At 49.7% G+C, this 22555-nt stretch carries 23 protein-coding genes; 10 read left to right on the forward strand and 13 right to left on the reverse strand.

Annotated features, from left to right (window positions below; translation table 11 throughout):
- Window positions 1–266 precede the first annotated feature (266 nt).
- The gene (locus OLMES_RS00110) at window positions 267–779 is read right to left on the reverse strand and encodes a DUF4166 domain-containing protein (protein ID WP_087459366.1); all 513 of its coding nucleotides are present in this window, start codon (window positions 777–779) and stop codon (window positions 267–269) included.
- A 145-nt stretch (window positions 780–924) separates the two neighbouring features.
- Between OLMES_RS00110 and OLMES_RS00115 the strand changes: the two genes are divergently transcribed.
- A complete protein-coding gene (locus OLMES_RS00115; protein WP_087459367.1) occupies window positions 925–1392 on the forward strand; it encodes a GNAT family N-acetyltransferase in 468 nt (155 codons plus the stop codon).
- A gap of 112 nt (window positions 1393–1504) precedes the next feature.
- On the opposite strand, the gene rsgA is transcribed toward OLMES_RS00115, so the two are convergent.
- A complete protein-coding gene (gene rsgA / locus OLMES_RS00120) occupies window positions 1505–2545 on the reverse strand; it encodes a ribosome small subunit-dependent GTPase A (protein WP_087459368.1) in 1041 nt (346 codons plus the stop codon).
- A gap of 194 nt (window positions 2546–2739) precedes the next feature.
- Here rsgA and OLMES_RS00125 point away from each other — a divergent pair, with 194 nt between their 5' ends.
- Window positions 2740–3198: a GNAT family N-acetyltransferase gene (locus OLMES_RS00125; protein ID WP_087459369.1), complete on the forward strand. Its 459-nt coding sequence runs from the start codon at window positions 2740–2742 to the stop codon at window positions 3196–3198.
- 104 nt (window positions 3199–3302) lie between these two features.
- On the opposite strand, the gene OLMES_RS00130 is transcribed toward OLMES_RS00125, so the two are convergent.
- The 10 genes from OLMES_RS00130 to def all read right to left on the reverse strand — a co-directional run bounded on the left by OLMES_RS00130 (window position 3303) and on the right by def (window position 14440).
- The gene (locus OLMES_RS00130) at window positions 3303–4067 is read right to left on the reverse strand and encodes a lysophospholipid acyltransferase family protein (RefSeq protein WP_157678070.1); all 765 of its coding nucleotides are present in this window, start codon (window positions 4065–4067) and stop codon (window positions 3303–3305) included.
- A gap of 86 nt (window positions 4068–4153) precedes the next feature.
- The gene (gene gmhB / locus OLMES_RS00135) at window positions 4154–4693 is read right to left on the reverse strand and encodes a D-glycero-beta-D-manno-heptose 1,7-bisphosphate 7-phosphatase (protein WP_087459371.1); all 540 of its coding nucleotides are present in this window, start codon (window positions 4691–4693) and stop codon (window positions 4154–4156) included.
- Window positions 4694–4704: 11 nt separating this feature from the next.
- Complete coding sequence (gene glyS / locus OLMES_RS00140) at window positions 4705–6780, reverse strand: glycine--tRNA ligase subunit beta (RefSeq protein WP_087459372.1); 2076 nt, start codon at window positions 6778–6780, stop codon at window positions 4705–4707.
- 1 nt (window position 6781) lies between these two features.
- Window positions 6782–7735, reverse strand: a complete 954-nt coding sequence (gene glyQ, locus OLMES_RS00145) for a glycine--tRNA ligase subunit alpha (protein WP_087459373.1) — start codon at window positions 7733–7735, stop codon at window positions 6782–6784.
- A gap of 133 nt (window positions 7736–7868) precedes the next feature.
- A complete protein-coding gene (locus tag OLMES_RS00150) occupies window positions 7869–8312 on the reverse strand; it encodes a YtoQ family protein (protein ID WP_087459374.1) in 444 nt (147 codons plus the stop codon).
- Between the two features lie 120 nt (window positions 8313–8432).
- Entirely contained in the window at window positions 8433–9881 is a 1449-nt protein-coding gene (locus tag OLMES_RS00155) for a TrkH family potassium uptake protein (RefSeq protein WP_087459375.1), read from the reverse strand.
- A gap of 45 nt (window positions 9882–9926) precedes the next feature.
- Window positions 9927–11300, reverse strand: a complete 1374-nt coding sequence (gene trkA, locus OLMES_RS00160; RefSeq protein WP_087459376.1) for a Trk system potassium transporter TrkA — start codon at window positions 11298–11300, stop codon at window positions 9927–9929.
- Window positions 11301–11339: 39 nt separating this feature from the next.
- Window positions 11340–12650, reverse strand: coding sequence for a 16S rRNA (cytosine(967)-C(5))-methyltransferase RsmB (gene rsmB, locus OLMES_RS00165; RefSeq protein ID WP_087464269.1), 1311 nt, complete (start codon window positions 12648–12650; stop codon window positions 11340–11342).
- A gap of 38 nt (window positions 12651–12688) precedes the next feature.
- The gene (gene fmt, locus OLMES_RS00170; protein WP_087459377.1) at window positions 12689–13717 is read right to left on the reverse strand and encodes a methionyl-tRNA formyltransferase; all 1029 of its coding nucleotides are present in this window, start codon (window positions 13715–13717) and stop codon (window positions 12689–12691) included.
- Window positions 13718–13933: 216 nt separating this feature from the next.
- On the reverse strand, window positions 13934–14440 hold the full coding sequence (def, locus tag OLMES_RS00175; protein WP_087459378.1) for a peptide deformylase: 507 nt from the start codon (window positions 14438–14440) through the stop codon (window positions 13934–13936).
- A gap of 508 nt (window positions 14441–14948) precedes the next feature.
- On the opposite strand from def, the gene OLMES_RS00180 reads away from it, so the two are divergent.
- The 8 genes from OLMES_RS00180 (at window position 14949) to OLMES_RS00215 (ending at window position 21888) form a co-directional block, all read left to right on the forward strand.
- Complete coding sequence (locus OLMES_RS00180) at window positions 14949–15974, forward strand: LysM peptidoglycan-binding domain-containing protein (protein ID WP_087459379.1); 1026 nt, start codon at window positions 14949–14951, stop codon at window positions 15972–15974.
- A 128-nt stretch (window positions 15975–16102) separates the two neighbouring features.
- Entirely contained in the window at window positions 16103–17281 is a 1179-nt protein-coding gene (gene dprA / locus OLMES_RS00185) for a DNA-processing protein DprA (RefSeq protein ID WP_087459380.1), read from the forward strand.
- Window positions 17282–17325: 44 nt separating this feature from the next.
- Entirely contained in the window at window positions 17326–17877 is a 552-nt protein-coding gene (locus tag OLMES_RS00190) for an L-threonylcarbamoyladenylate synthase (RefSeq protein ID WP_087459381.1), read from the forward strand.
- A gap of 18 nt (window positions 17878–17895) precedes the next feature.
- Entirely contained in the window at window positions 17896–18846 is a 951-nt protein-coding gene (gene hemF, locus OLMES_RS00195) for an oxygen-dependent coproporphyrinogen oxidase (protein WP_087459382.1), read from the forward strand.
- Window positions 18847–18908: 62 nt separating this feature from the next.
- A complete protein-coding gene (gene aroE / locus OLMES_RS00200) occupies window positions 18909–19739 on the forward strand; it encodes a shikimate dehydrogenase (RefSeq protein ID WP_087459383.1) in 831 nt (276 codons plus the stop codon).
- A gap of 151 nt (window positions 19740–19890) precedes the next feature.
- The gene (locus OLMES_RS00205) at window positions 19891–20673 is read left to right on the forward strand and encodes a motility protein A (protein WP_087459384.1); all 783 of its coding nucleotides are present in this window, start codon (window positions 19891–19893) and stop codon (window positions 20671–20673) included.
- Window positions 20670–21497 carry a flagellar motor protein MotB gene (locus OLMES_RS00210; protein WP_232465229.1) on the forward strand — a complete coding sequence of 276 codons (828 nt, stop codon included), beginning with the start codon at window positions 20670–20672 and terminating at the stop codon, window positions 21495–21497. The genes OLMES_RS00205 and OLMES_RS00210 overlap by 4 nt, the downstream gene beginning before the upstream one ends.
- An 82-nt stretch (window positions 21498–21579) precedes the next feature.
- Complete coding sequence (locus OLMES_RS00215) at window positions 21580–21888, forward strand: PA4642 family protein (protein WP_087459385.1); 309 nt, start codon at window positions 21580–21582, stop codon at window positions 21886–21888.
- A gap of 120 nt (window positions 21889–22008) precedes the next feature.
- Here the strand turns inward: OLMES_RS00215 and OLMES_RS00220 are convergent, their stop codons facing one another.
- Window positions 22009–22485, reverse strand: a complete 477-nt coding sequence (locus OLMES_RS00220; RefSeq protein WP_087459386.1) for an Hsp20/alpha crystallin family protein — start codon at window positions 22483–22485, stop codon at window positions 22009–22011.
- Window positions 22486–22555: the final 70 nt, after the last annotated feature.

Raw genomic sequence — 22555 nt, forward strand, 5'->3', positions numbered from 1 at the left:
AAATAGCTTGGAAATACTGTCTGAAACTTATAGAACTGCAGGACGGATGTTATGAATAACAAGTCGAAATGTAGATCCTTAAATACAAGCTTTCTTTCTAGCTGGTGTGAACTTTATACCAAGATTGTGTGACTGTCCACCAAATTATTGTATAAATTTCACTCAAATCGGATATTTTACAATTCACTTGATTATAGGCCACCTTCCCCTTATGTTAACGGAGCGTGAAAAAGGCCCTGTAATCTGCTTGTTAGCATTATTTGTTGCTATTTGACGGATAATTCACCCCCATAAGACAGCACAAACCCGATCAAAAACATGCTGACACTGACATTGAAGCTGTAATACCCATTCTTTTCCTGTTCCCGGGCTTTAATTTGTGGGCACAGGAAAGCAGGCATGGGGATGCCAAATAACCGGGTGCCCAGAAAGTGATATTCCAGAGCTCCTTCGTTTACCCGGGTTTTGAAACGCATTGACAGAGGGCCGAGTTTCTCCACCAGACAGTTATTTCCGGAGATGAAACGGGAAGACATTTTCAAGCCATCAAAATAGCGTACCCAGACCATGCTCTCTGCATTGTGATCACATTCCACGGCGAGATCAGTTTGAAGGTTATGCCTGGGGAATCCGAAAATATTGCAAATTATATTGGCCAGCTTGCCCCCTCGTTTTACGGCGATACAGCCTTCCATTCGAGAGTGGCCGGTGTGAACCTTCTGTAGTAAAGGCGATAGCTCATGGAATTCTTCGCCTATATGGGTAGTAAATATATTCATTGCGTTGATACCGGCGTTCACCTTCGATGTTATTGGTCTAGAGATGATCTATCGGGTTCACTTTAGCAGAAAGATGCGCAACGAAGTATTGAAGATTGAAGATTGAAGATTGAAGATTGAAGATTGAAGATTGAAGAACAAGATCATGAATTTGCGAATCAGGCCATACCAAGACACCGATTTACCGAGAATCAAACAAATTTATAACGCCTCAAAACTGGATGAACTGAGATTTGAAACGCAACGATATACATTGATACCGCTGGAACAGGATGAAACTCGTTTTGAAGTGTTTAAGAAATCGGCGTTATACCTCGCTGAAAGAGATGACGATGTCCTCGGGTTTGGTGGGAGGCTCGGCTCCGAGGTCAGTATGTTATTCGTCTGTCCTGCTGCAAGGGGTTTTGGCGTAGGCAAGACCTTGTTCGAGTTTCTACTTGGGCAAATTGATGGTGCGACAAACCTGTATGTTGCCAAGTCAAATTGGCCGGCAAAACGCTTGTATGAACATTATGGCTTCAAAGTTATTCGGGAATTTGAAACTGAATATAATGGTATACCGGTGATTGCCAATGAAATGAGTTGTACGTTTGCAAATATGCAATTCAATTAACCATTGAATGATCATTGTATTGCATAGATGCAAACAATTTCGTTATTTTACGACTTCCTGTGGCCATTGTTTAACAGCACGTTCGGAGATCACCAGAATGCCCTGAAATGGGCTACCGTCCTTTAAATTTCTTGGCCTCCTTCAGCGTGCGCTTGTAGTACTGTCCAAGTGCTTTATCTCGAGCGCGACGCTCTGTCAAACTGGCGGAGTTGAGTGCCTCTTCCCGACGTAATTTGTGATAGTTATCCACACGCCGCGACTCGAGATTCCCCGACTCCACCGCTTTGCGTACAGCACAACCCGGTTCGGCCTGGTGCTGACAATCTTTGTAGCGGCAATTCATGGCAAGGTTTTCGATATCGATAAATGTGGATGAAATACCGGATTTGCAATCCGTAATCTGGATTTCACGCATCCCCGGTGTATCCAGTATCAGTGCACCACAGGCGAGTTCGATCAAGGAACGCCGAGTAGTGGTGTGCCGACCCTTTTTGTCATCTTCCCGAATCGCTCCCGTACGTTGGCTTGTTTCACCCGTCAGGGTATTTATCAGCGTGGATTTCCCGACACCTGAAGAACCCAGTACACATACAGTATCGCCGGTGTTTAGCCAGTCGTTCAGTTTGGAAACACCTTGTATATCGAGGCAATTTACGGCTTCTACCATTAAATTGGTGCCTAATGTTCTGATTTGCTCGAGGTATGTTTCCGGAGAGGATACGAGGTCCGATTTACTCAACACGATAACTGGCTCAGCGCCGGCTTCATGAACGACGGCCAGAAAACGCTCAATTCGACTAAGATTGAAGTCCGCATTCATTGAACTGACGATAAAGGCTGTATCCACGTTTGCGGAAATCAGCTGGTACTTCATTCGAGTTCCTGGCGCTTTGCGCTGAAAACAGGTTTTCCGGTCAAGTAGCCGAATAAACTGGTGTTTCTCGTTCAGGAGTACCCAGTCGCCAACCACTATATCTGGCATTGTGGAACTGATTGATATATTGAAGCGGGATGTGAAACTGGCAAGCGTCAGTTCGGATTTATGTTGCTCAATGACGCGACAGGGGAGACAGTCTTCCCATTCTTCGAGAGAAAGTTGTTGTTGAAAAAAAGACTGCCAACCCAAGTGGGATAGTTGTGAAAAATTTGACATGACAAACCCTTAACAAAACCGATGTTAATAAATCGTATGGGGCTAAATGCCCCGGTTTTGATACCGGGCGGCAGAGTCTAAGGTTTAGACAGCATGCCCGGTCAGGTTTGCTACAATCATCAAAAATGCTCCTGACCTGTTTGCTAATGTCTAGAGCAGTATAGATTATTCCCGTGAATGAAAGAAGTTTAGATATGGACGACGTTGTAAAAATGGAAATAAGAAGTGTAACCGAGAGTGAACTCACTGAAATTCTGGACTTAATAGATAGCTTCGACCGTTTACCTGCGCCCAGGCCCGACACCATGAAGTTACATGACATATATAAATCGATTCAAGCGTCTGGCGGTTGTGTCCTTGGGGCGTGTATAGACGACAAACTCGTTGGTACCTGTACTGTTAATATTTGTCCTAATCTCAGCTGGTCCGGACGCCCTTATGCGATGATCGAGAATGTAATTGTTGCACATGGTTTTCGCAAACAAGGTTTGGGAAAAGCGTTACTGGATTACGCTGTGAAGCATGCAAAGTCAAAGGGGTGCTATAAAGTCGCTTTAATGACGGGGGTTAAAACATCCAGTGTGGATCGCTTTTATAAGCGTGCGGGTTTTAGCGGCGATAAACTTGGTTACCAGATACGGTTTGATGCCTGAGTCTGTGGTTTATCGAATTGGTGCTGGGATACGCACCCGTCGGACTTGTTGGTTTATCAAATCCGGCGGGTCTTGGAGCTGGGTAAGCGTGTCAGAATTTGAGTTTACGCGGGTGAAAACAATCGATCCTCAGCGGAGCAACGGTTCAGTTCTTCCGAGGTGGTGTTGATCCAGTGTTCGGCTTCTTGCGTGAGCTGGTCTTCGGTTTTTCCAAATGGATCGATGGGTTGGCCATAGACCAGAGAAACGGTACCAGGGTATTTCAATAGCGAGTTGTTTGGCCAGCGTTCGCCGGAGTTATGGGCGACAGGCAGGAGGGGCTTGCCGGAACTGATTGCGAGTTTTGCGCCGCCTCGGGTGAATTTTTTACGTCGTCCGGTTGGGACGCGTGTGCCTTCGGGGAAGATGAGTACCCATACGCCTTGGTTTAATTTTTCGGTGCCTTCCCGCAGAACAGTGCGAATCGCTTCTTTGCGGTTACTGCGGTCTATTGCGATGGGTTCTACCAGTCCAAACGCCCAGCCGAAAAAAGGAATCTTCAATAATTCCTGTTTGATGACCTGTGTCTGTGGAGCAAACTGGGTTTGCAGAAAAAAGGTTTCCCAGGTGCTTTGGTGTTTGCTATAGATGATGCAGGGATCTTTCGGAATGTTTTCCACGCCGTAGATTTGATAGTTGATATTGCAACAAATCCGTAACCAATTAATGACAAACTTGGTGTATCCCTGAATTACGATCACGAATCGTGTTCGATACGGGAGTGCCGGTGCAATGATTATGGCCGTGGAGGTAAACACAAGCGTGAATATCACCAGGACCACATAGAATAATGCAGTTCGCAAGTAGAGCGAAAACGGTACTTTCAACATAACCATTCTCTAATCGATCAAGTTTTTACGGGCTACTGATACCGCTCGACAAGAATGGGAGTTGCTGCAAAGGGAAACTGCAGTTGTTATTTGAGAATGTGGTTTACAAAATCAGCAAGGTTGTCATAGACCGAAATGTCGCTCAGGCCCGCGTCGTCGAGTTCAGACAACGTGGTCATGCCATTGCCTGTTTTGACCAACGCGGCGCGGCAACCTACCGATTGCGCGGCCTGTAGATCTTTGAGGCTATCGCCGACCATCGTGACCGAGCTGAAATCCGCAATTCCCAAAGCACTTCCGATTTCTCGTAGTAACCCAGGTTTTGGTTTTCTACATTCACAACCTTCATCAGGGTGATGAGGACAATACGCGATATGCGAGATAGAGCCGCCCTGCTCTGCGACTAATGCACACATTTTTTCGTGCATCGCATGCAATTCGGCCAGCGTGTAGTATCCTCTACCGACGCCTGACTGGTTGGTGGCTATCGCAATGCGATAGCCGCTTTTGGATAATCGTGCGATTGCCTCAATACTGCCATCGATAGGATGCCATTCATCCGCAGACTTGACATAGTCTGCGGAGTCAACGTTAATCACACCATCGCGATCAAGGATAATAACCACACAAATAACCCTTATGATGCTGATTGTAGCAGAGAAATATCTGCGACCTGAAGAAACAGATTACGTAAAGATGACAGCAATGCCAAGCGATTGTTCCGAATTGCCATGTCATCTGCCATAACCATGACGTCATCAAAGAACTGATCGACACTCTGGCGTAGTGCTGCCAGTTCAGTCAGAGCGGCTTCGTAATCACCTTCAGCAAACAGTGGCTGCACTTTGTTGTTCAGTTCTGCAAGATTACTGGCGAGTGCTTTTTCGGCGTCCTCCTGGAACAGATTACTATCGATTTCAGAGCTAACTTCAGCATCCTGTTTGCTGAGGATGTTGGAAACCCGCTTGTTCGCTGCCGCAAGCGCCTGAGCATTTTCGTTACGCAAGAAGGCATTTACAGCATGCACGCGTCGATCGAAGTCCACAGGTCTGGTGGGCTTACGGGCGTGCACGGCAAGATAGACTTCAGCGGCAATGCCTTCATCCTCATACCAGGCTCGGAAGCGTTCCAGCATGTAATCCAAAACAGTGTTGTTCAGGTTTTCTGCGGTCAGGTTCTGGTGCTGGCTGATGGCGAGTTCTATACACTCTGCCAGATCCAGTGGCAATTTCTTCTCAACGATGATTCGGAGAATACCCAGTGTCGCCCGGCGCAATGCGAAAGGATCTTTAGTTCCACTTGGCGGTTGCTTGATACCAAATAATCCGACCAGAGAATCCAGTCTGTCGGCAATGGACAGAATTGCACCTGTAGCGGTCTCAGGCAGTTGATCGCCAGCAAACCGGGGCATGTATTGTTCATCCAGGGCTTTTGCCACTTCCTGATTTTCACCATCTGCTGTGGCATAGTGATAACCCATGATGCCTTGCAGTTCGGGGAACTCGAGAACCATTTCACTGACCAAATCGGTTTTAGCCAGCATTGCAGCGCGTTGTGCCAGTGCAGGGTCTGAGCCGACTTTATCTGCCAGTTTCTCTGCTAGCCCGGCTACCCGCACGCATTTGTCGTAAATAGTCCCCAGCTTTTCCTGAAAGACGATTGGCTTCAGCCTTTCAATACGGGATTCCAGAGTGGACTTCTTATCGGTTTCAAAGAAGAATGCGGCGTCAGACAGTCGTGGCCGAATAACCTTCTCATTACCTTCAACGACTTTGGTCGGGTCTTTACTCTCGATATTGGAGATCGTGATGAAGTTTGGCAACATCTTGCCGTCAGCATCAACCACGTGGAAGTACTTCTGGTGCTCTTTCATCGAGCTGATCAGGGCTTCCGCTGGTACATCCAGAAAGCGCTCTTCAAATTTGCCGATCAGTGGCACGGGCCATTCATTCAGTGCGGTGACCTCATCCAGCAGGTCTTCATCGATAACCGCTGTTCCGGAAACCTGTTTGGCAATATCGATAACTGCCTGGCGGATTTTGTCCCGGCGTTTGGCAAAATCGGCAATGACATAACCTTGGTTTTCCAGCAGACCTTCGTATTCTGAAGGTGTATTGATGGTCAGAATCTCATTGCAGTGGAAACGGTGTCCGCGGGTTTGATTCCCGGATTCATGACCCAGAATAGTCGCTGGAACAACCTGTTCGCCCAGGAGCATGACAATCCAGTGTGCGGGTCTGACAAACTCAACCTTGCGTGCGCCCCAACGCATGCGTTTGGGGATGGGTAACTGGTTGAGTGAATTGCTGATTATATCCGGTAGCAAGGCTGTGGCTGCCTGACCGGCTTGAGTCGAGCGATAAACCAGCCACTCCCCTTTTGGTGTTTCAATCCGGCTGAGTTCGTCGGGCGTTACGCCGCAGGAGCTGGCAAACCCTTGCAGTGCTCGAGTCGGGTTACCGTCTGCATCAAAAGCCGCTTTTACTGCAGGCCCTTTTTTCTCCACTTCAATATCAGGTTGCTGCAGCTGTAGTCCGGATACACGGACAGCAAGCCGTCGTGGACTGGCAAATAAGGTTGTACCCGTGAAGGCCAGGTTTGCTTGTTCCAGGCCGGTTTTGATTCCGTTACCAAAGGCTTCGGAGAGGCGTTTCAGTGCCTTGGGAGGCAACTCTTCGGTTCCGATTTCAACCAGAAAATCTTGTGTAGACATATTACTGCTCTCCTCCATTTTCACTGGCCAACACTTCGTTGCGCAGTGCTTCAGGTGCCATCGGGAAGCCGAGTTCCTTGCGTCGTTCGTAATAGGCTTGTGCGACTGCACGGGCCAGTCCGCGCACACGCAGAATAAAACGCTGGCGTTCGGTTACGGAAATGGCGTGTCGCGCATCCAGCAAGTTGAAGGTGTGAGAAGCTTTAAGCACCATTTCGTAAGCGGGTAATGGCAGTCCCTCTTCAATCAGGCGCTGACTTTCCCGTTCATATACGTCAAAGTTGTTGAACAGAAAATCGGTGTCGGCTTGCTCGAAATTGTAGGCTGACATTTCCACTTCGTTTTGATGGAACACATCACCATAGGTGACGACGCCATCAGGGCCATTTGCCCAAACGAGATCGTAGACACTATCGACCCCTTGCAGGTACATCGCGATTCGTTCTAGGCCGTAAGTGATTTCGCCCGTGACCGGATAGCATTCCAGTCCACCTACCTGCTGAAAGTAGGTGAACTGCGTTACTTCCATACCATTCAACCAGACTTCCCAGCCCAGACCCCAAGCGCCCAGTGTGGGTGATTCCCAGTTATCTTCAACAAATCGAACGTCATGGACGTTGGTGTCGATACCCATGCGCTGCAAAGATTCCAGGTACAACTCCTGAATATTGTCCGGAGAAGGCTTCAACACAACTTGAAACTGATAGTAGTGTTGCAGACGGTTCGGGTTTTCCCCGTAACGGCCGTCCGTTGGACGTCGGCTGGGCTGCACGTACGCAGAATTCCAGGTTTCGGGGCCGATCGCGCGCAGGAATGTAGCGGGATGGAATGTGCCGGCACCGACTTCCATATCCAAGGGTTGCAGAACAACGCAACCTTGTTCGGCCCAGTATTGTTGGAGTGCGAGTATCAGCCCCTGGAAGGTACTGACGTCATATGTGTTGTTGTTAGACACGGAAAACACCTGTTGAATTGATTCAATCCTGAATTGGGTCGCGGGATTATACTATTTGCATGGCTTTTGTGCAGGGTTTGCAGTGAAAAATGCGTAGTTAATTACGCATTTAGCGTTGGAACTGCCGGTTCAATCAGGCCTGCAATACGTACTCGAGAATATCCACCACCTGTTGCGGGGTTTCAGTCACAGCAAATGCAGCGCCATCAACTTCTTTTAGCGGATGTGTGAGGTCGGGAGCATGCATGACTATCAGGGGTTTACCCAGCGCGGCGGCATAACCGGCGTCAAAAGCTGCATTCCATTGCTTGTATTTGTCCCCGAACCGGACCACTACAACATCGGCACTCTGGATGCCGGTCTGAGTACGTATGGCATTGATGCCTGCGCCTTTGCGATCTTTCCAGAACGGTTTGTCCTCTGTTCCCAGAATATTGACCCCTACATCGTCACTCGCTTCATGATTGGTGACGGGGGCCAGTACGCGGACATCGAGTCCTTTTTCGGTGATACCCTGTTTGATTTGATCACGCCAGTCAGTGTGAATTTCCCCGGATAGATAGATGGTCAGCGACATGTCGAAGCTTCCTCTTGCAATTAGATTTAGGCCATTTGTTTGGCAGAAAATAACCGGGAAGCTTAACATGGAATTATGACGGGTTGTAACCTGTTCCCTATTATCACAGGATTTGGTGTTTCATCGACGCCAAAATGCAGGGGTAAACAGGATGAGCAGGGTAAAGACTTCGAGTCGGCCCAGGAGCATGGCAAAGCAGAGAATCCATTTGGCGACGTCATTCAAATCACCGTAGTGATAGGCGACTTCCCCCAGACCTGGCCCCAGATTATTGATGCAGGCACCTACGGCAGACCACGCGGTAACCTGATCCAGACCCGTGGCCAGCAGGCCGATCAGCATGAACACAAACATAAACATGTAAGCAGAAAAGAACCCCCAAACCGCTTCCACGACCCGATCCGGCACCGGCTTTTTGCCGAGCTTGACGGGTATCACTGCATTGGGGTGGATCAGCCGTTTAACTTCCCGGATGCCCTGTTTGTAGATCAGTAAAACCCGGATGACTTTCATACCCCCGCCGGTTGATCCCGCGCAGCCACCGACAAAGGCGATAACAAAAAGCAGGAATGGCAGCGTTAACGGCCAGTGCGCAAAATCAGCGGTGGCAAAGCCGGTCGTGGTGGCGATCGATACCACTTCAAATACGCCCAATGTGATTGATTCGTTCAGGCTGTAGGTCTTGGTGAAGTACAATGACGCTACTGTGAACAGGCTCACGGCCACCAACAGTCCGGCGTAAAATTTGAACTCCGGATCCCGGAAATAAACGATGAGATTGCGTGATCGAATGACGGCAAAATGTAAGGCGTAGTTCACGCCGGACAGAATCATAAAGATAATGGCCACCAGTTCGACCCAGTGATTCTCGAAATAAGCAATACTTTCATCGTGGGTCGAAAAGCCGCCAATTGCGACAGTGGAAAAGCTGTGGGATATGGCGTCAAACCAGTCCATACCCGCAAGCCAGTAGCAGACTGCACATACTACTGTTAGGGTTAGATAGATATACCAAAGGGCTTTTGCTGTTTCGGTAATACGGGGGGTCAGTTTACTGTCTTTTACCGGTCCCGGTGCTTCGGCACGATACAGCTGCATCCCCCCGATACCCAGCATGGGCAGTACGGCAACTGCGAGTACGATAATCCCCATGCCACCAAACCATTGCAGTTGTTGCCGATACCACAAGATTGATTTTGGCAAGGCGTCAATGCCGGTGATGACGGTGGCCCCGGTGGTGGTCAGGCCGGACAGCGATTCGAAGTAGGCATCGACGAAGCGCATATCCGGGTTATCCGAGACATAGAGTGGTATGGCTCCGCTAAGACTCAGTGTAACCCAGAACATAACGGTGATCAGAAAGCCGTCGCGAACCCGTAACTCCTGTTGTTTATTGCGCACAGGGAGCCATACTAGAAACCCGATAATCAGGATCAGCACAAATGCTTCAAGGAAAAAATTAACCTGACCATCCTGATAAATGACGGATACCACCATGGGCGGAACCATGGTCAAACTGAACAACATCATCAGAATGCCCAGTATTCTCATGATGACCGTGAAGTGCATAACCTTTCCTTTTCTGCAGTGGTTGGCAGCGTTCAGCGCTGGAGGTTAAAAGAAGGTCAATCCGACCTGGAACAGTTTTTCAACTTCCCGTATCCGGTTTTTATCCACAAGGAAGAGTATCACGTGGTCATCGGGCTGAACCCGAATATGATCATGGGCAATCAAGACTTCATTGTGTCGCACAATCGCCCCGATAGTGCAGCCTTCCGGTAGTGGAATTTCGTCCAGTCTGCGTCCGACAACCTTGGATGATCTGTGGTCGCCGTGGGCAATCGCCTCGATGGCCTCTGCAGCGCCCCGGCGCAGTCGGTGGACGTTGACCACATCGCCTTTGCGTACGTGCGCCAGCAAACTGCCCAGAGTGGCTTGCTGCGGCGAGATGGCGATGTCAATTTCCCCACCTTGTATCAGGTCAACGTAGTCCGGGTTATTGATCAAGGTCATGACCTTGCGTACGCCCAGTCGTTTTGCCAGCATCGAAGCCATGATATTAACTTCGTCATCATTGGTGACGGCGCAGAAAACATCAGTCCCTTCAATATTTTCATCCAGGAGCATTTCTTTGTTGGAGGCATCTCCCTCCAATACGATGGCTTTATTCAGGGTTTCCGACAAGTGCAGACAGCGGTCTTCATTGTGTTCAATGATTTTGACCTGATACCGGCTTTCCAGCTCGGTAGCCAGACGATGACCAATGTTGCCGCCCCCGGCAATAATGATTCGTTTGTAGGGCTTTTCCAGGGGCTGGAGCTCACTCATCACCGACCGGATATGGTTAGACGCCGCGATGAAAAAGACTTCATCATCTTCTTCGATGATGGTTGAACCTTCTGGAATGATGGGTCTGGCTCGACGGAATATAGCGGCAACACGGGTATCGATATTGGGCATGTGTTGTTTCAAGTACGATAACTCGTGGCCAATCAGGGGGCCTCCACGTGCAGTCTTGATACCGACCAGTCGTGCCAATCCATGAGAAAAGTCTTGTACCTGGAGTGCGCCGGGGTATTCAATCAGTCGGGTGATGTGCTTGGTGACTACCTGTTCCGGACTGATGAGGACATCAATGGGGAAGGCATCGGTGCTGAACAAGCCTTTTTTGGTCAGGTATTCCTGGGCCCGCACACGACTGATTTTTGTCGGTGTCCGAAACAGAGTATGGGCGACCTGACAGGCCACCATATTCACTTCGTCACTGTTGGTGACCGCGATCAGCATGTCTGCGTCTTCAGCACCGGCCTGGCGTAAAATCGCCGGATAAGATCCTCGCCCCTCTACAGTGCGGATATCGAGACGCTCTCGCAGTGATCGCAAGCGACTGCTATTGTGGTCGATTACGGTAATGTCATTGGCTTCATGGGCCAGGTTCTCTGCCAGGGTACCCCCGACTTGGCCTGCTCCAAGGATGATAATTTTCATAAGTTCATATCACACTTTTTTGCCAGTCTGCGTAAGCAGTCAGTGTTTGCGTAAACAGGCGTAAAAAAAGCCATCGTGGCTGTTGGACTGCGGTAGTAACTGTTTACCCACGGTGGTATTGATACCCCATGGATATTGCTCCGGTTCCAGTGGAATAACGTCAACATCATTCATCTTGGCCTGGAAGCGCTCAATTATACGGGTATTTTCCTGCGGGAACACAGAACAGGTTGCGTAAACCAGTATGCCGTTTGCTTTAAGTGTAGGCCAAACTGCTTCCAGCAGGTGTAATTGTAGTTTAGCCAATTCAGCAATGTCCTGTTCCCGGCGAAGCAGTTTGATATCCGGGTGACGTCGGATGACACCTGTTGCGCTGCAGGGGGCATCCAATAGAATCCGGTCGAAGGCTTGGCCATCCCACCAGGTTGCTGTGTCCATTGCATCTGCCGCAATTACGTCTGCGTGAATGTTCAGACGCTCCAGGTTTTCATTAATGCGTTCTGCCCTTTGTGGATCTTTCTCCACCGCGACGAGTTGCGCCAGATTGGGTTCTGTTAATCGAATGGCACAGGTTTTCCCCCCGGGTGCCGCGCAAGCATCCAGCACACGTTGTCCGGGTTTCAGGTCAAGTAACGTGGTACAAAGTTGTGCAGCTTCATCCTGGACGGTGAACCAGCCCTCCTGAAATCCGGGTAACATTTTCACATCGCACGGGGTGGTCAGCGTTACACCGGTTGGACTGAACTGAGTGGCAACGGCGTCAATACCCTGTGCCTGAAGTTGCTCCAGGAATGTTTCACGACAAGTCAGTCCGGTGTTAATGCGCAAGGTTAAAGGTGGACGTTCATTATTGGCTTGTAGAATCTCCTGGTAGTGATCTGGCCAGTTCGCCTTTAGCTTGTGCACAATCCAGTCTGGATGGCTGAATTGCACTTCAACGGGTGCGGACGTATCGGACTGTAACCCCTCCTGATCGCGCTGGGCCTGTCGTAAAAGACCGTTGATCAATCCTTTTAGATGTTTCATACCCAGATCGGGCGCAGCATCAACGGTGCTGTGTATGGCGGCATGGGCGGGGATTCGGGTAAACAGTAGTTGATACAGGCCAAGGTTAATGAGTATCCTTGCGGCGTTGTCCCGCTTCCTGAGTGGGCGGTGGAGCAGACTGGCTTGAATAAAATCGAGGCGTTGAAACCAGCGGCAGGTGCCAAAGCTCAATTCCTGGAGCAAGGCCCGATCCTCAGGTTTGACCTGCTCTTGATAGTAGGGCAACACGGCGGTAAGGGAACGCTGGTTTTCCTGGATGTCGAGTAACACTCGGGTTGCGATGGCGCGTAAGTTTTCAGTCACTGCATTTGCCCTGTTATCCACGGTAAAGGCGGGTTGAATCAAGCCAGAACGGTATCGGTCATCAAGACCTGCTTGCCGCCGTTGATCAGATCATTTGTGCTGATGGCCTTGTTTCCCGGTAGTTGAATCCGGGTAAGCACCAGTGCTTTATCGCCACATTGAACCACAATTCCCGTTCGATCTCTGCCAATAATGGTACCTGGAGCGGCCTCGGAAATCTGGCGGGCATCGACATGGGCTTCCAGGACTTTGACCCGCTCGTTGTTCTCTACGGTAAATGCACCGGGCCAAGGTGTCAGCGCGCGAATTTTGCGATCCAGCACATCTGCAGGCTGGTTCCAGTCGATCTGCCCTTCCTGTTTGCTGAGTTTGTGCGCATAGCAGGCCTGACTGTCATCCTGGGGTGCCGCTTCGAGGGTATCAAGGGCTTGTTGACGGAGATAATCGAGGATCGCCTCTGCGCCGATTACGGCCAGTTTGTCATGCAGCGTGCCACCGGTTTCCTGAGGATCAATATGACAGCGGTGTTCCAGCAATTTGTCCCCGGTATCCAATCCTTCATCCATTTGCATAATGGTAATCCCGGATTCCTTGTCCCCGGCCTCAATTGCCCGCTGAATAGGCGCGGCACCGCGCCAGCGTGGCAGCAATGAGGCGTGAATATTGACACAACCCAGTCGGGGTGCGTTCAAAACGGATAGGGGTAAGAGCAATCCGTAGGCGGCTACGATCATCAAATCAGCCTGCAGGGATTGTAGTTCTGTCAGACTCTCTTCTGCTTTGAAATTCAGCGGCTGGTAGACCGGAATATCGGCTTCAAGCGCGACCGCTTTGACGGGACTGGGTAACAGTTTCCGGCCTCGACCGGCGGGACGATCCGGTTGAGTATAGACTGCAATAACATTGTAGTGATTTGCCAGCAGTGCTTTCAGGCTTGAGGCTGCAAAATCCGGTGTTCCAGCGAAAATAATGCGTAAGGGATGTGTGTCCCTGCTGCTCTCTCTGCTGTTCTGTTTATCGTTGCGTTGCTCGTTGGACAGGGAATTCGGATCTGAGTTGGAATGCATAGCAGAAACAGGCCTCCTTAAATAGGGTGCCGCGCGGGCGCGTGGCTGGGACGCAGGCATCGGGTGTAAGGGCCCGTGCTGATCAGTTGCGGCGCAAGATTAACAGTATCGATAAAGGTACGCAAATTCCTGTACCTTGTGCCTGGGTTCAGGTCGAAGCGAGTGGGGATCGAGGCCGTTCAGACAGGGGATCGAACGGCGCGGAAGTCAGTTTGATCAGGCCCGGATTTTGTGTTGTTTTTCGAGCTTTTTACGAATTCGGGTGCGTTTCAGGTTGCTGAGGTAATCGACAAACAATTTGCCATTTAAATGATCCAGCTCGTGCTGAATACACACTGCCAGTAACCCTTCTGCTTCCAGCTCATAGGGATTACCATCACGATCCAGGGCTTTCAACAGGACATGATCAATACGTGTGACCGGTTCATAAAATCCTGGCACGGACAGGCAACCTTCCTGCATTTCATGGGGATCACCCGCAAGCACGGTGAAGGATGGATTGATCAGTGTCAGCGGTTCACTGCGATCTTCGGAGACATCGATCACGACAATGCGCTGGTGAATATCGACTTGCGTTGCCGCGAGCCCGATTCCGGGGGCTTCATACATGGTTTCGAACATGTCATCGACGATTTTCCGGATTTCGTCGTCCACTTTTTCCACGGGTTTGGCAATGGTTCGTAGTCGTGGATCTGGAAATTCGAGTATGTTGAGAATGCTCATGAGAAAGTTCTGTGCCCTGGTTTATATAATGAAAATACAACATATTTACTAGATAATCGGTGACTTAGACTTCATATTTCGGGTCATTTCGACTTTTTTTTGGTACCAGTCACGATATCACTGCTACTATTATCTATTAGAGCTGGAAAGAGTACAAATTATCTCCAGTATTCGTGCCAAGGACAACTGCCATTTGCCTTGTTTGTCGTGATTGTTGTACTTGTCGTGTTGATCGTTCGGCCACAGCGGTGACCGGGGATGCTGACGGCTAACTTGTACATTGAACTGAATGCCAGACCAAGAACTGAGCGTTAGACCAAGAATTGAATGTCAGATTAAGTGTGGCAACCTGGTTCACAATTTCAAGGTCTTTTATTGAGAATTGGAATTCGATCACGACAATTTCGAATGCTGATCTAAACTTAGGAAAATAACTCAGGATGTCCGGCGTTAAGCTGGATATTCAATGACTTCCCTGCTTATGACAAGAGAATGAAAGGGACATAACATGCGGAAACTGTTGCACGTGGTAGCAGCCTTGATGATTTCGGTGAGTACGGCTTGGGCCCAGCCGGATCTAAAGGCAAATCATCCGGAAACCTATACGGTTGTCAAAGGCGATACCCTTTGGGATATATCGTCTCGCTTTTTGGATTCACCGTGGTTGTGGCCGGAGATTTGGCACGCCAATCCTCAAGTAGACAACCCTCACCTCATTTATCCGGGTGATGTACTGGGGTTGATCTATGTGGAAGGCAAACCAAAACTGACGATGATCAGTCGAGGCGAAGCCAGCCGCACAGTCAAATTGACACCGAAAGCGCGTATTACGCCACTTGATACCGCCATTCCGGCCATTCCGCTGGATGCGATCAGCAGCTTTCTGACGGGGACCCGGATTGTCGAACCCGCTGACTTAAATACCGCCCCTTATGTCTTGATTGGTAAAGATGGACATCTTGTTACGGGAGCGGGTGATACGGTTTATGCCCGTGGTGATCTGTCGGAGGGTCAGTCGGTCGGTATATTCCGGGAAGGCAAGCGCTACGTTGACCCAGATACCAGTGAGTTCCTGGGTCTGGAAGCCCGGGAAATCGGTATGGCCCGGGTCGAGGCGGTAAATGGTGAAGTAGTCACGCTCAAGGTGCAACGCACCCGTGAAGAAATTCTTCAGGGAGATCGTATTCTGCCCACGGATGATCGAATTATCACCAGCACCTATCATCCCTCTTCCCCCAAAGCAGACATCACTGGCCGTATGATCAGTGTACTTAACGGGGTGCGAAACATCGGTCAGTATGATGTTGTGGTGATCGACAAAGGATCACGTGACGGGGTTGAAGAAGGTAATGTTTTTGCCGTTTACCGAAAAGGCGGATTGGTTCGTGATCCAATAACCACGGAGCGAATCGAATTACCGTCGGAACGTGCCGGGGTGTTCATGGTATTCCGTATATTCGAAAAGGTCAGTTATGGCCTGGTGCTCAGAGCGACATTGCCATTAGCCATTGGTGATGAAGTGCGTAAGCCCTAATGTTCGCGATTTCTCGGGTACGCCTTTAAATTGAAGCGGCCTTTCCTATAAAATATAAAACCGGTCTTTTGTGACCGGTTTTTTTATGGCTGGGTAGCGGATAAATCAGAACAAGGATGTAGTGACCGATGGAATTGGATTTAGAGAGTCAGTGTTGGCTTTTTTTCAGCTTGTTAAAGGGGGTTGGCCCACGCAAGATTAGCCGCTTGCTGAGTGAATTTTCCACCCTGACCGAGGTCGTGAATGCGGATCGTAGCCGCTTACGACAATTGGGATTGAGCTCTGAACAGATATCGGCGGTGGATGATTTCGTCTGTGCTCGTGAACCGGAACTATATCGTCAACATCGAGACAGAATTCAGACCTGGCTTCAGCATCCTTCGAATACGCTGCTTCACCAGAATCATCCGGATTATCCTGCCCAACTGTTGCAGATCTATGACGCCCCTCTTGTGCTTTTTGCTGTGGGCGATTGTACCCGACTGATGTTGCCGCAATTGGCGATGGTGGGCAGTCGTCGTGCATCACCTGCAGGGCTAGATGCGGCTTACCATTTTGCGCGCGAATTGTCCCGCGGGGGAATCACTATCACCAGTGGTTTTGCCTATGGTATTGATACCCGCGCACACCAGGGGGCGTTGTTGGGCTCGGGAGGTACAATCGCCGTATTGGGCACGGGGGCTGATGTCTGTTATCCGGCGCAGAACCGGAAATTGTTCGACACATTGCCTGAAAATGGGGTCATTGTTTCCGAGTTCCCTTTGGGTACTGCGCCTCAGGCGCGGCAGTTTCCGAAACGGAATCGTTTGATCAGTGGCTTGGCTGCGGGTGTTCTGGTGGTGGAAGCAAGCTTGAAAAGTGGCTCGTTAATTACTGCCCGAACGGCTCTGGAACAGAACCGCGAGGTATTTGCGCTGCCCGGGTCGATTCAGAATCCGATGGCTAAAGGTTGTCATCAATTGATCAAACAGGGTGCCAAGCTCGTTGATGATGTCTATGATATTCTCGATAATTGGCAAAGCCTGTTCAGTTTTCAGATACAACTGTGTCAGTCTCGTCCGTCAGTGCGAATTGAGTCAGATCATTCGGCTGCTCCGAAATTGGAGAGCATGCCTGCAAAATCACAAGGGGATCTGACTGAACGGGAACAGGCGTTGCTGAATGTGATGGGTTACGATATTGAAATCCCGGACCAATTGATCGCAAGAGCCAGTGCCCCGGCCCATGAAGTGATGCAGGATCTGGTGATGCTGGAACTGAAAGACTATATTGAGTCCGTAAGCGGTGGTTATCGAAAACGAATGTAAAGCCCCGCGCAAGATTTAATCATCATAAAGAAACAGGTGTTTGCTTGAGCGAGATACACATTTCCAAAGCGGTAAATACTCTCAAAACCGGTGGTGTAATTGCCTACCCTACGGAAGCGGTTTGGGGTCTCGGGTGTAATCCCTATGATAAGCAGGCATTTCAGACTATTTTGACCCTCAAAGGCCGTCCGCTGGAAAAAGGTGTTATCTTGATATCCGGCGTCAAGGCGCATTTTGCTCAACTACTGGAGCCACTTACCGAGGCTCAACGTGCGCTGGTTGAGTCGCATTGGCCCGGACCCACCACGTTCCTGCTGCCGGATTCGATGGGACTACCGAGCTGGATAAAAGGTCGATTTAGTACCGTAGCCTGTCGATTTACCCAACACCCGCTGGTGGGCGAAGTGACTCGTCGTTTCGGCGCGCCAATTGTGTCGACATCGGCAAATCCAGGCGGGCGACCACCTGCTCGATCGTCATTTCAGGTCCGGCGGTATTTCACTGATCAGCTGGATTATATCCTGCCGGGTCAGACCAGCAACTTACAATCTCCGAGCCAGATCATCGATTTGCGCACCGGGAAACGTCTTCGTTAAACAGAAAGAATCTAAACCATGAGCACCGAATTGATACCGGATATAGAAACTGTAAAAACGTATTTACTGGATGTACAGGACCGTATTTGCGGGGGCCTGGCTGATGCTGATGGACGTGCACAGTTTGCGGAAGAACAATGGCAGCGCCCCGAAGGGGAACGATTAACCGGTGGTGGCCGAACACGGGTCATGACCAATGGTCGGGTGTTCGAAAAAGGCGGGGTAAACTTTTCCCATGTTGCCGGGCCCAGTTTACCGGTATCGGCAACGGCTCATAGACCGGAGCTGGCGGGACGATCCTATCAGGCGTTAGGGGTTTCCCTGGTGATGCACCCGGAGAACCCATTTGTACCGACATCACATGCCAATATTCGGTTTTTCATCGCGGAAAAAGCCGGTGAAGACCCAATCTGGTGGTTTGGTGGAGGTTATGATTTAACGCCCTATTATGGCTTTGAAGCGGATTGCGTGCATTGGCACCAAGTTGCCAGGCAGGCCTGTGAACCCTATGGTCAGGATGTCTATCCACGATTTAAAAACTGGTGCGACGACTATTTTTACCTGAAGCACCGGGATGAACCACGCGGTGTTGGCGGCTTGTTTTTTGATGATTTGAATGAATGGGGCTTTGCACAGTCATTTGCGTTTTTGCAGTCTGTCGGGGACAGCTATCTGGAAGCCTATCTGCCCATCGTAGAGCGACGTCAGGATCATGCTTACGGCGCAGCCGAACGCGAGTTTCAGCTTTATCGCCGGGGCCGCTATGTTGAATTCAATCTGGTGTTTGACCGTGGCACCCTGTTTGGTTTGCAGTCTGGAGGTCGTACAGAATCAATTCTGATGTCTATGCCGCCTTTGGTTCGCTGGGAATATAACTGGAGTCCGACCCCTGATTCCGAGGAAGCGCGTTTGACTGATTACTTCCTTAAACCCCGGGACTGGGCGTCGATGACCCCCGGAAATGAGTAAGACTGGTCTCGACCTTTCATTTGATTGCTGTAATTAATATACCATCAACAGGAGATCCGATTATGGATTTGTATGCGGTTTTCGGAAATCCGATTGGCCACAGTAAGTCACCGTTTATCCACAGTGAATTCGCAAAGCAGACTGGAGAAGCACTTGAATATACCGCCGTGCAAGCGCCTTTGGACAGTTTCGCGGCGGAGGTGGAGGTGTTTTTCAACGGTGGCGGAAAAGGTATTAATGTGACGGTTCCCTTCAAGGAGCAGGCTTGGCAATGGGTTCAACAGCGTGCAGAGCGAGCAGAACTGGCGGGTGCGGTTAATACAATTTATCGTGATTCCAGTGGTATTTATGTTGGCGATAATACCGATGGCAAGGGATTAGTGACCGATTTGCAGGTGAATAACAAGGTGCAATTGGCGAACAAAAACATTTTGGTTTTAGGCGCCGGTGGTGCTGTTAAAGGGGTGTTGAAGCCGCTTCTGGATTGTGCCCCCAAACAGATCGTGATTGCCAACAGAACCGTGTCAAAAGCCGAAGGCCTGCAACGCAAATTCGCTGAGTTTGGTTCAGTTCGTGCCTGTAGTTTTGCTGACGCAGCAGAGCACCTTGGCCAGGGTGAAGCATTTGATGTCATTATCAATGGTACCTCTGCAAGCCTGGCGGGTGATGTGCCGCCGATATCCGGTGCCCTTATCAATGCGGATACGGTTGTCTATGACATGATGTATAGTGCTGATTTGACCGCATTTAATGCCTGGGCAAAAAAGCAGGGTGCACTGCAGCTGATTGACGGTTTGGGTATGTTGGTTGAACAGGCTGCAGAGTCCTTTTACCTGTGGCGTGGAGTCCGGCCGGACACTGCCGCAGTCATGGCAAGTTTGCGCGCGCTGTAACAGAAGCCTATTCTGGTTAGCTTTGTCGTTATCCATCGTTGTTAAATTGATCTATGCTGTTCTTATGAGCAATGTGCCTGTGGAAAACTTGTGGGCATAATGTTTATACAGTGTGGGCATAGTGTGGACATAGGTATAGTGTGGACATAGCGTGGATATAGCAACCTTAATCGGATTATTTGCCGGAATCGCAATCGTACTACTGGCCATTGTGTCAGGGTCAGAGATTTGGGACTTTATCAATGGACCAGGTCTGGCGATTGTGGTTTTCGGCACCATGGCTGTCACTCTGATAAAGTTTCGACTTTCGACGGTCTGGGTATCCCTTCGACTGGCCCTGAAAACCGTATTTGTGGATCGGCTTGAGTCCCCTATCCTGCTGATTCAACATCTCAGCGATCTGGGTAAAGTGGTGCGCAAGGATGGCATTCTTGGCCTGGAACGGGTTGAAGTTGATCATCCCTTCCTGAAAAAAAGTATCGATCTGTGTGTGGATGGCCATCCACCGGAATTTGTCGAAGAAATCATGATGCTGGAAATCGAGCAATCCATGGAACGCTATGACACCGCAGAACGTATCTTCAGGGGGATCGGCGACACCGCGCCGGCATTGGGTATGCTGGGTACCTTGGTGGGTCTGGTGCAGATGTTAAATAACATGGAGGATCCCAGCTCGATTGGCCCGGCGATGGCGATTGCCTTGCTGACCACTTTTTATGGTGCTTTTATCGCACAACTTGTCGCGCTGCCACTGGCGGAGAAGATGAGACTGAAGGCTTTGGATGAACACCGTAATATGTCCCTTATTGCAACCAGTATGCAAAGCATCATCAAAGGTCAGAACCCGCGAGTGATTGGTGATATTCTCTCGACCTATCTGCCTCCGGTATTACGTGATCAGTTGAATGCAGCGCAGGCCCGGGAGGAGATGTGATCCGCCCCCGTCGCCCGGCTCAGGAGTCGCCCGGTGCCAGTTGGATCATGACGTTTGCCGACTTGATGACGTTGTTGCTTACATTTTTTATTCTCCTGCTTTCTTTTTCCCAGATTGATGCCGATAAATACAAGATGATTGCGCAATCGATGTCAGTCTCCTTTGGTGTTTCCTGGATTCAGGGCAGTCCACCACCGATTATAATCTCCGAAGAAGCGGTACTCCCCCCTCCTGCTGAACCTACCGAAATTGAGGCTATTGTGCCCGACAGGCCCCAGACGACCGAAGTCAAACCGACTTCGGCAATGGAGCAGGAAGTCTCGAAAGCAAACGTCACTGTGGTGGATCCCAATGTTGAAACCCTGGCTGAAAACCTGATTCAGGAGTTGGAAACCGAAATCGCGTCCAACAGCCTGAGCGTGTCATACGATAATCGCAGAGTGATTGTCCGATTCTCTGAAGATGCCACGTTTTCGTCTGGTAGCTCAGAACTGAAAATGGAAATGGATCCAATCATTATTCGCATTGTGGAAGCATTACGGCGTTGCCAGGGAGATATCATTGTTTCGGGTTACACGGATGATCGCCCAATCACCAGTCAACGTTTTCGATCCAACTGGGATTTGTCTGCTGCACGTGCGGTGAGTGTGGTGCACCAATTGCTGGAACAGGGTACCTTGGATCCGAACCGGATCATGGCCGCCGGTCATGCGGATACCAATCCCCTGGTAGTAAACGAAGATGCATTAAGCCGGGCTAAAAATCGCCGTGTCGAAATCAAAATTTTCAACCCGGAATGTGAGGCCGGGACTGTGGTTTGGTAAAGTCCTTTCCCAGGCGATGCATCTTTTGACCAGTAAATGTATAATGCCGGCCTCGAACGATATCAATTAAGGTGAGAACAGCATGAGCGGACCTACGCAACCGAAAGTCATAGGCGAGTATTGGGATGATGACCGAATCAAAGGGTATCTTGAACTGAAACCCTACGATGATACTGCTGCAGATTATTGGGTGTTGGTCAAAGCCTATCAGGCTATGATTGCTTCTGATTTCAGTCGTTTCGTGACGTTTTTCATCGAGGCTGGACGTGATCTAAATGCACTGAGCCCGGTTGGTTTGACGATTCTGGATCTGGTGTCCGAGCACCAACGCAGTGAAGCTTATATCGAGTCACTGCAGGCAGCAGGCGCTAAACGCAGTACAGAGGTGTAATTCCTCAGCTGAATCGAGCAAAAAGTCCACGCATTGACGTGGACTTTTTTGCTCCTGATTGTACCCGCACACGGCTAAATTCGGGAACGTACCTTGAATCTGACCTCAGGCACCTGCAATTTAGTGAACCTTAACCTCAATGGATTTCGGTTTCTGCTCGGTTTTCTTTAGCAGTGTTAAGTCCAATATACCGTCTTTAAATTGTGCTTGAATGTCTTCTTCATTGACATGTTCAGGCAATGAGAAGGCGCGTGCAAAACTGCCGTAGCTGCGTTCGATGCGGTGATATTTAAAGTCTGATTGTTCCGCATTTTCCGTTTGTGTTACAGATTGACGTTCTCCCTGAATGGTCAGGACGCCGTCTTTGACCGAGACTGAAATGGAATTTTTATCGACCCCGGGTAACTCGGCTTTTATGTGATAAGCCGTTGCCGATTCAGCGATATCCACAGCTGGAATCCAGTCTGCTCTGTTTATCAGGTCTTTACCGCCGGTATAGCCTGAACCGGTTGTATTTTGGAGGTATCGGCCACTTCGATTGTATTGGTCCAACAATTGTTCGAGTTCGTGAAATGGGTTCCAACGTGAAATTGTCATACGGAATTCTCCTCAAAGTTTGAAGTTCAACAAACGATGATAAAAATTGATGTATCACAAAGCGTATCCG

The sequence above is a fragment of the Oleiphilus messinensis genome (assembly GCF_002162375.1).
GTDB classification, from domain to species: domain Bacteria; phylum Pseudomonadota; class Gammaproteobacteria; order Pseudomonadales; family Oleiphilaceae; genus Oleiphilus; species Oleiphilus messinensis.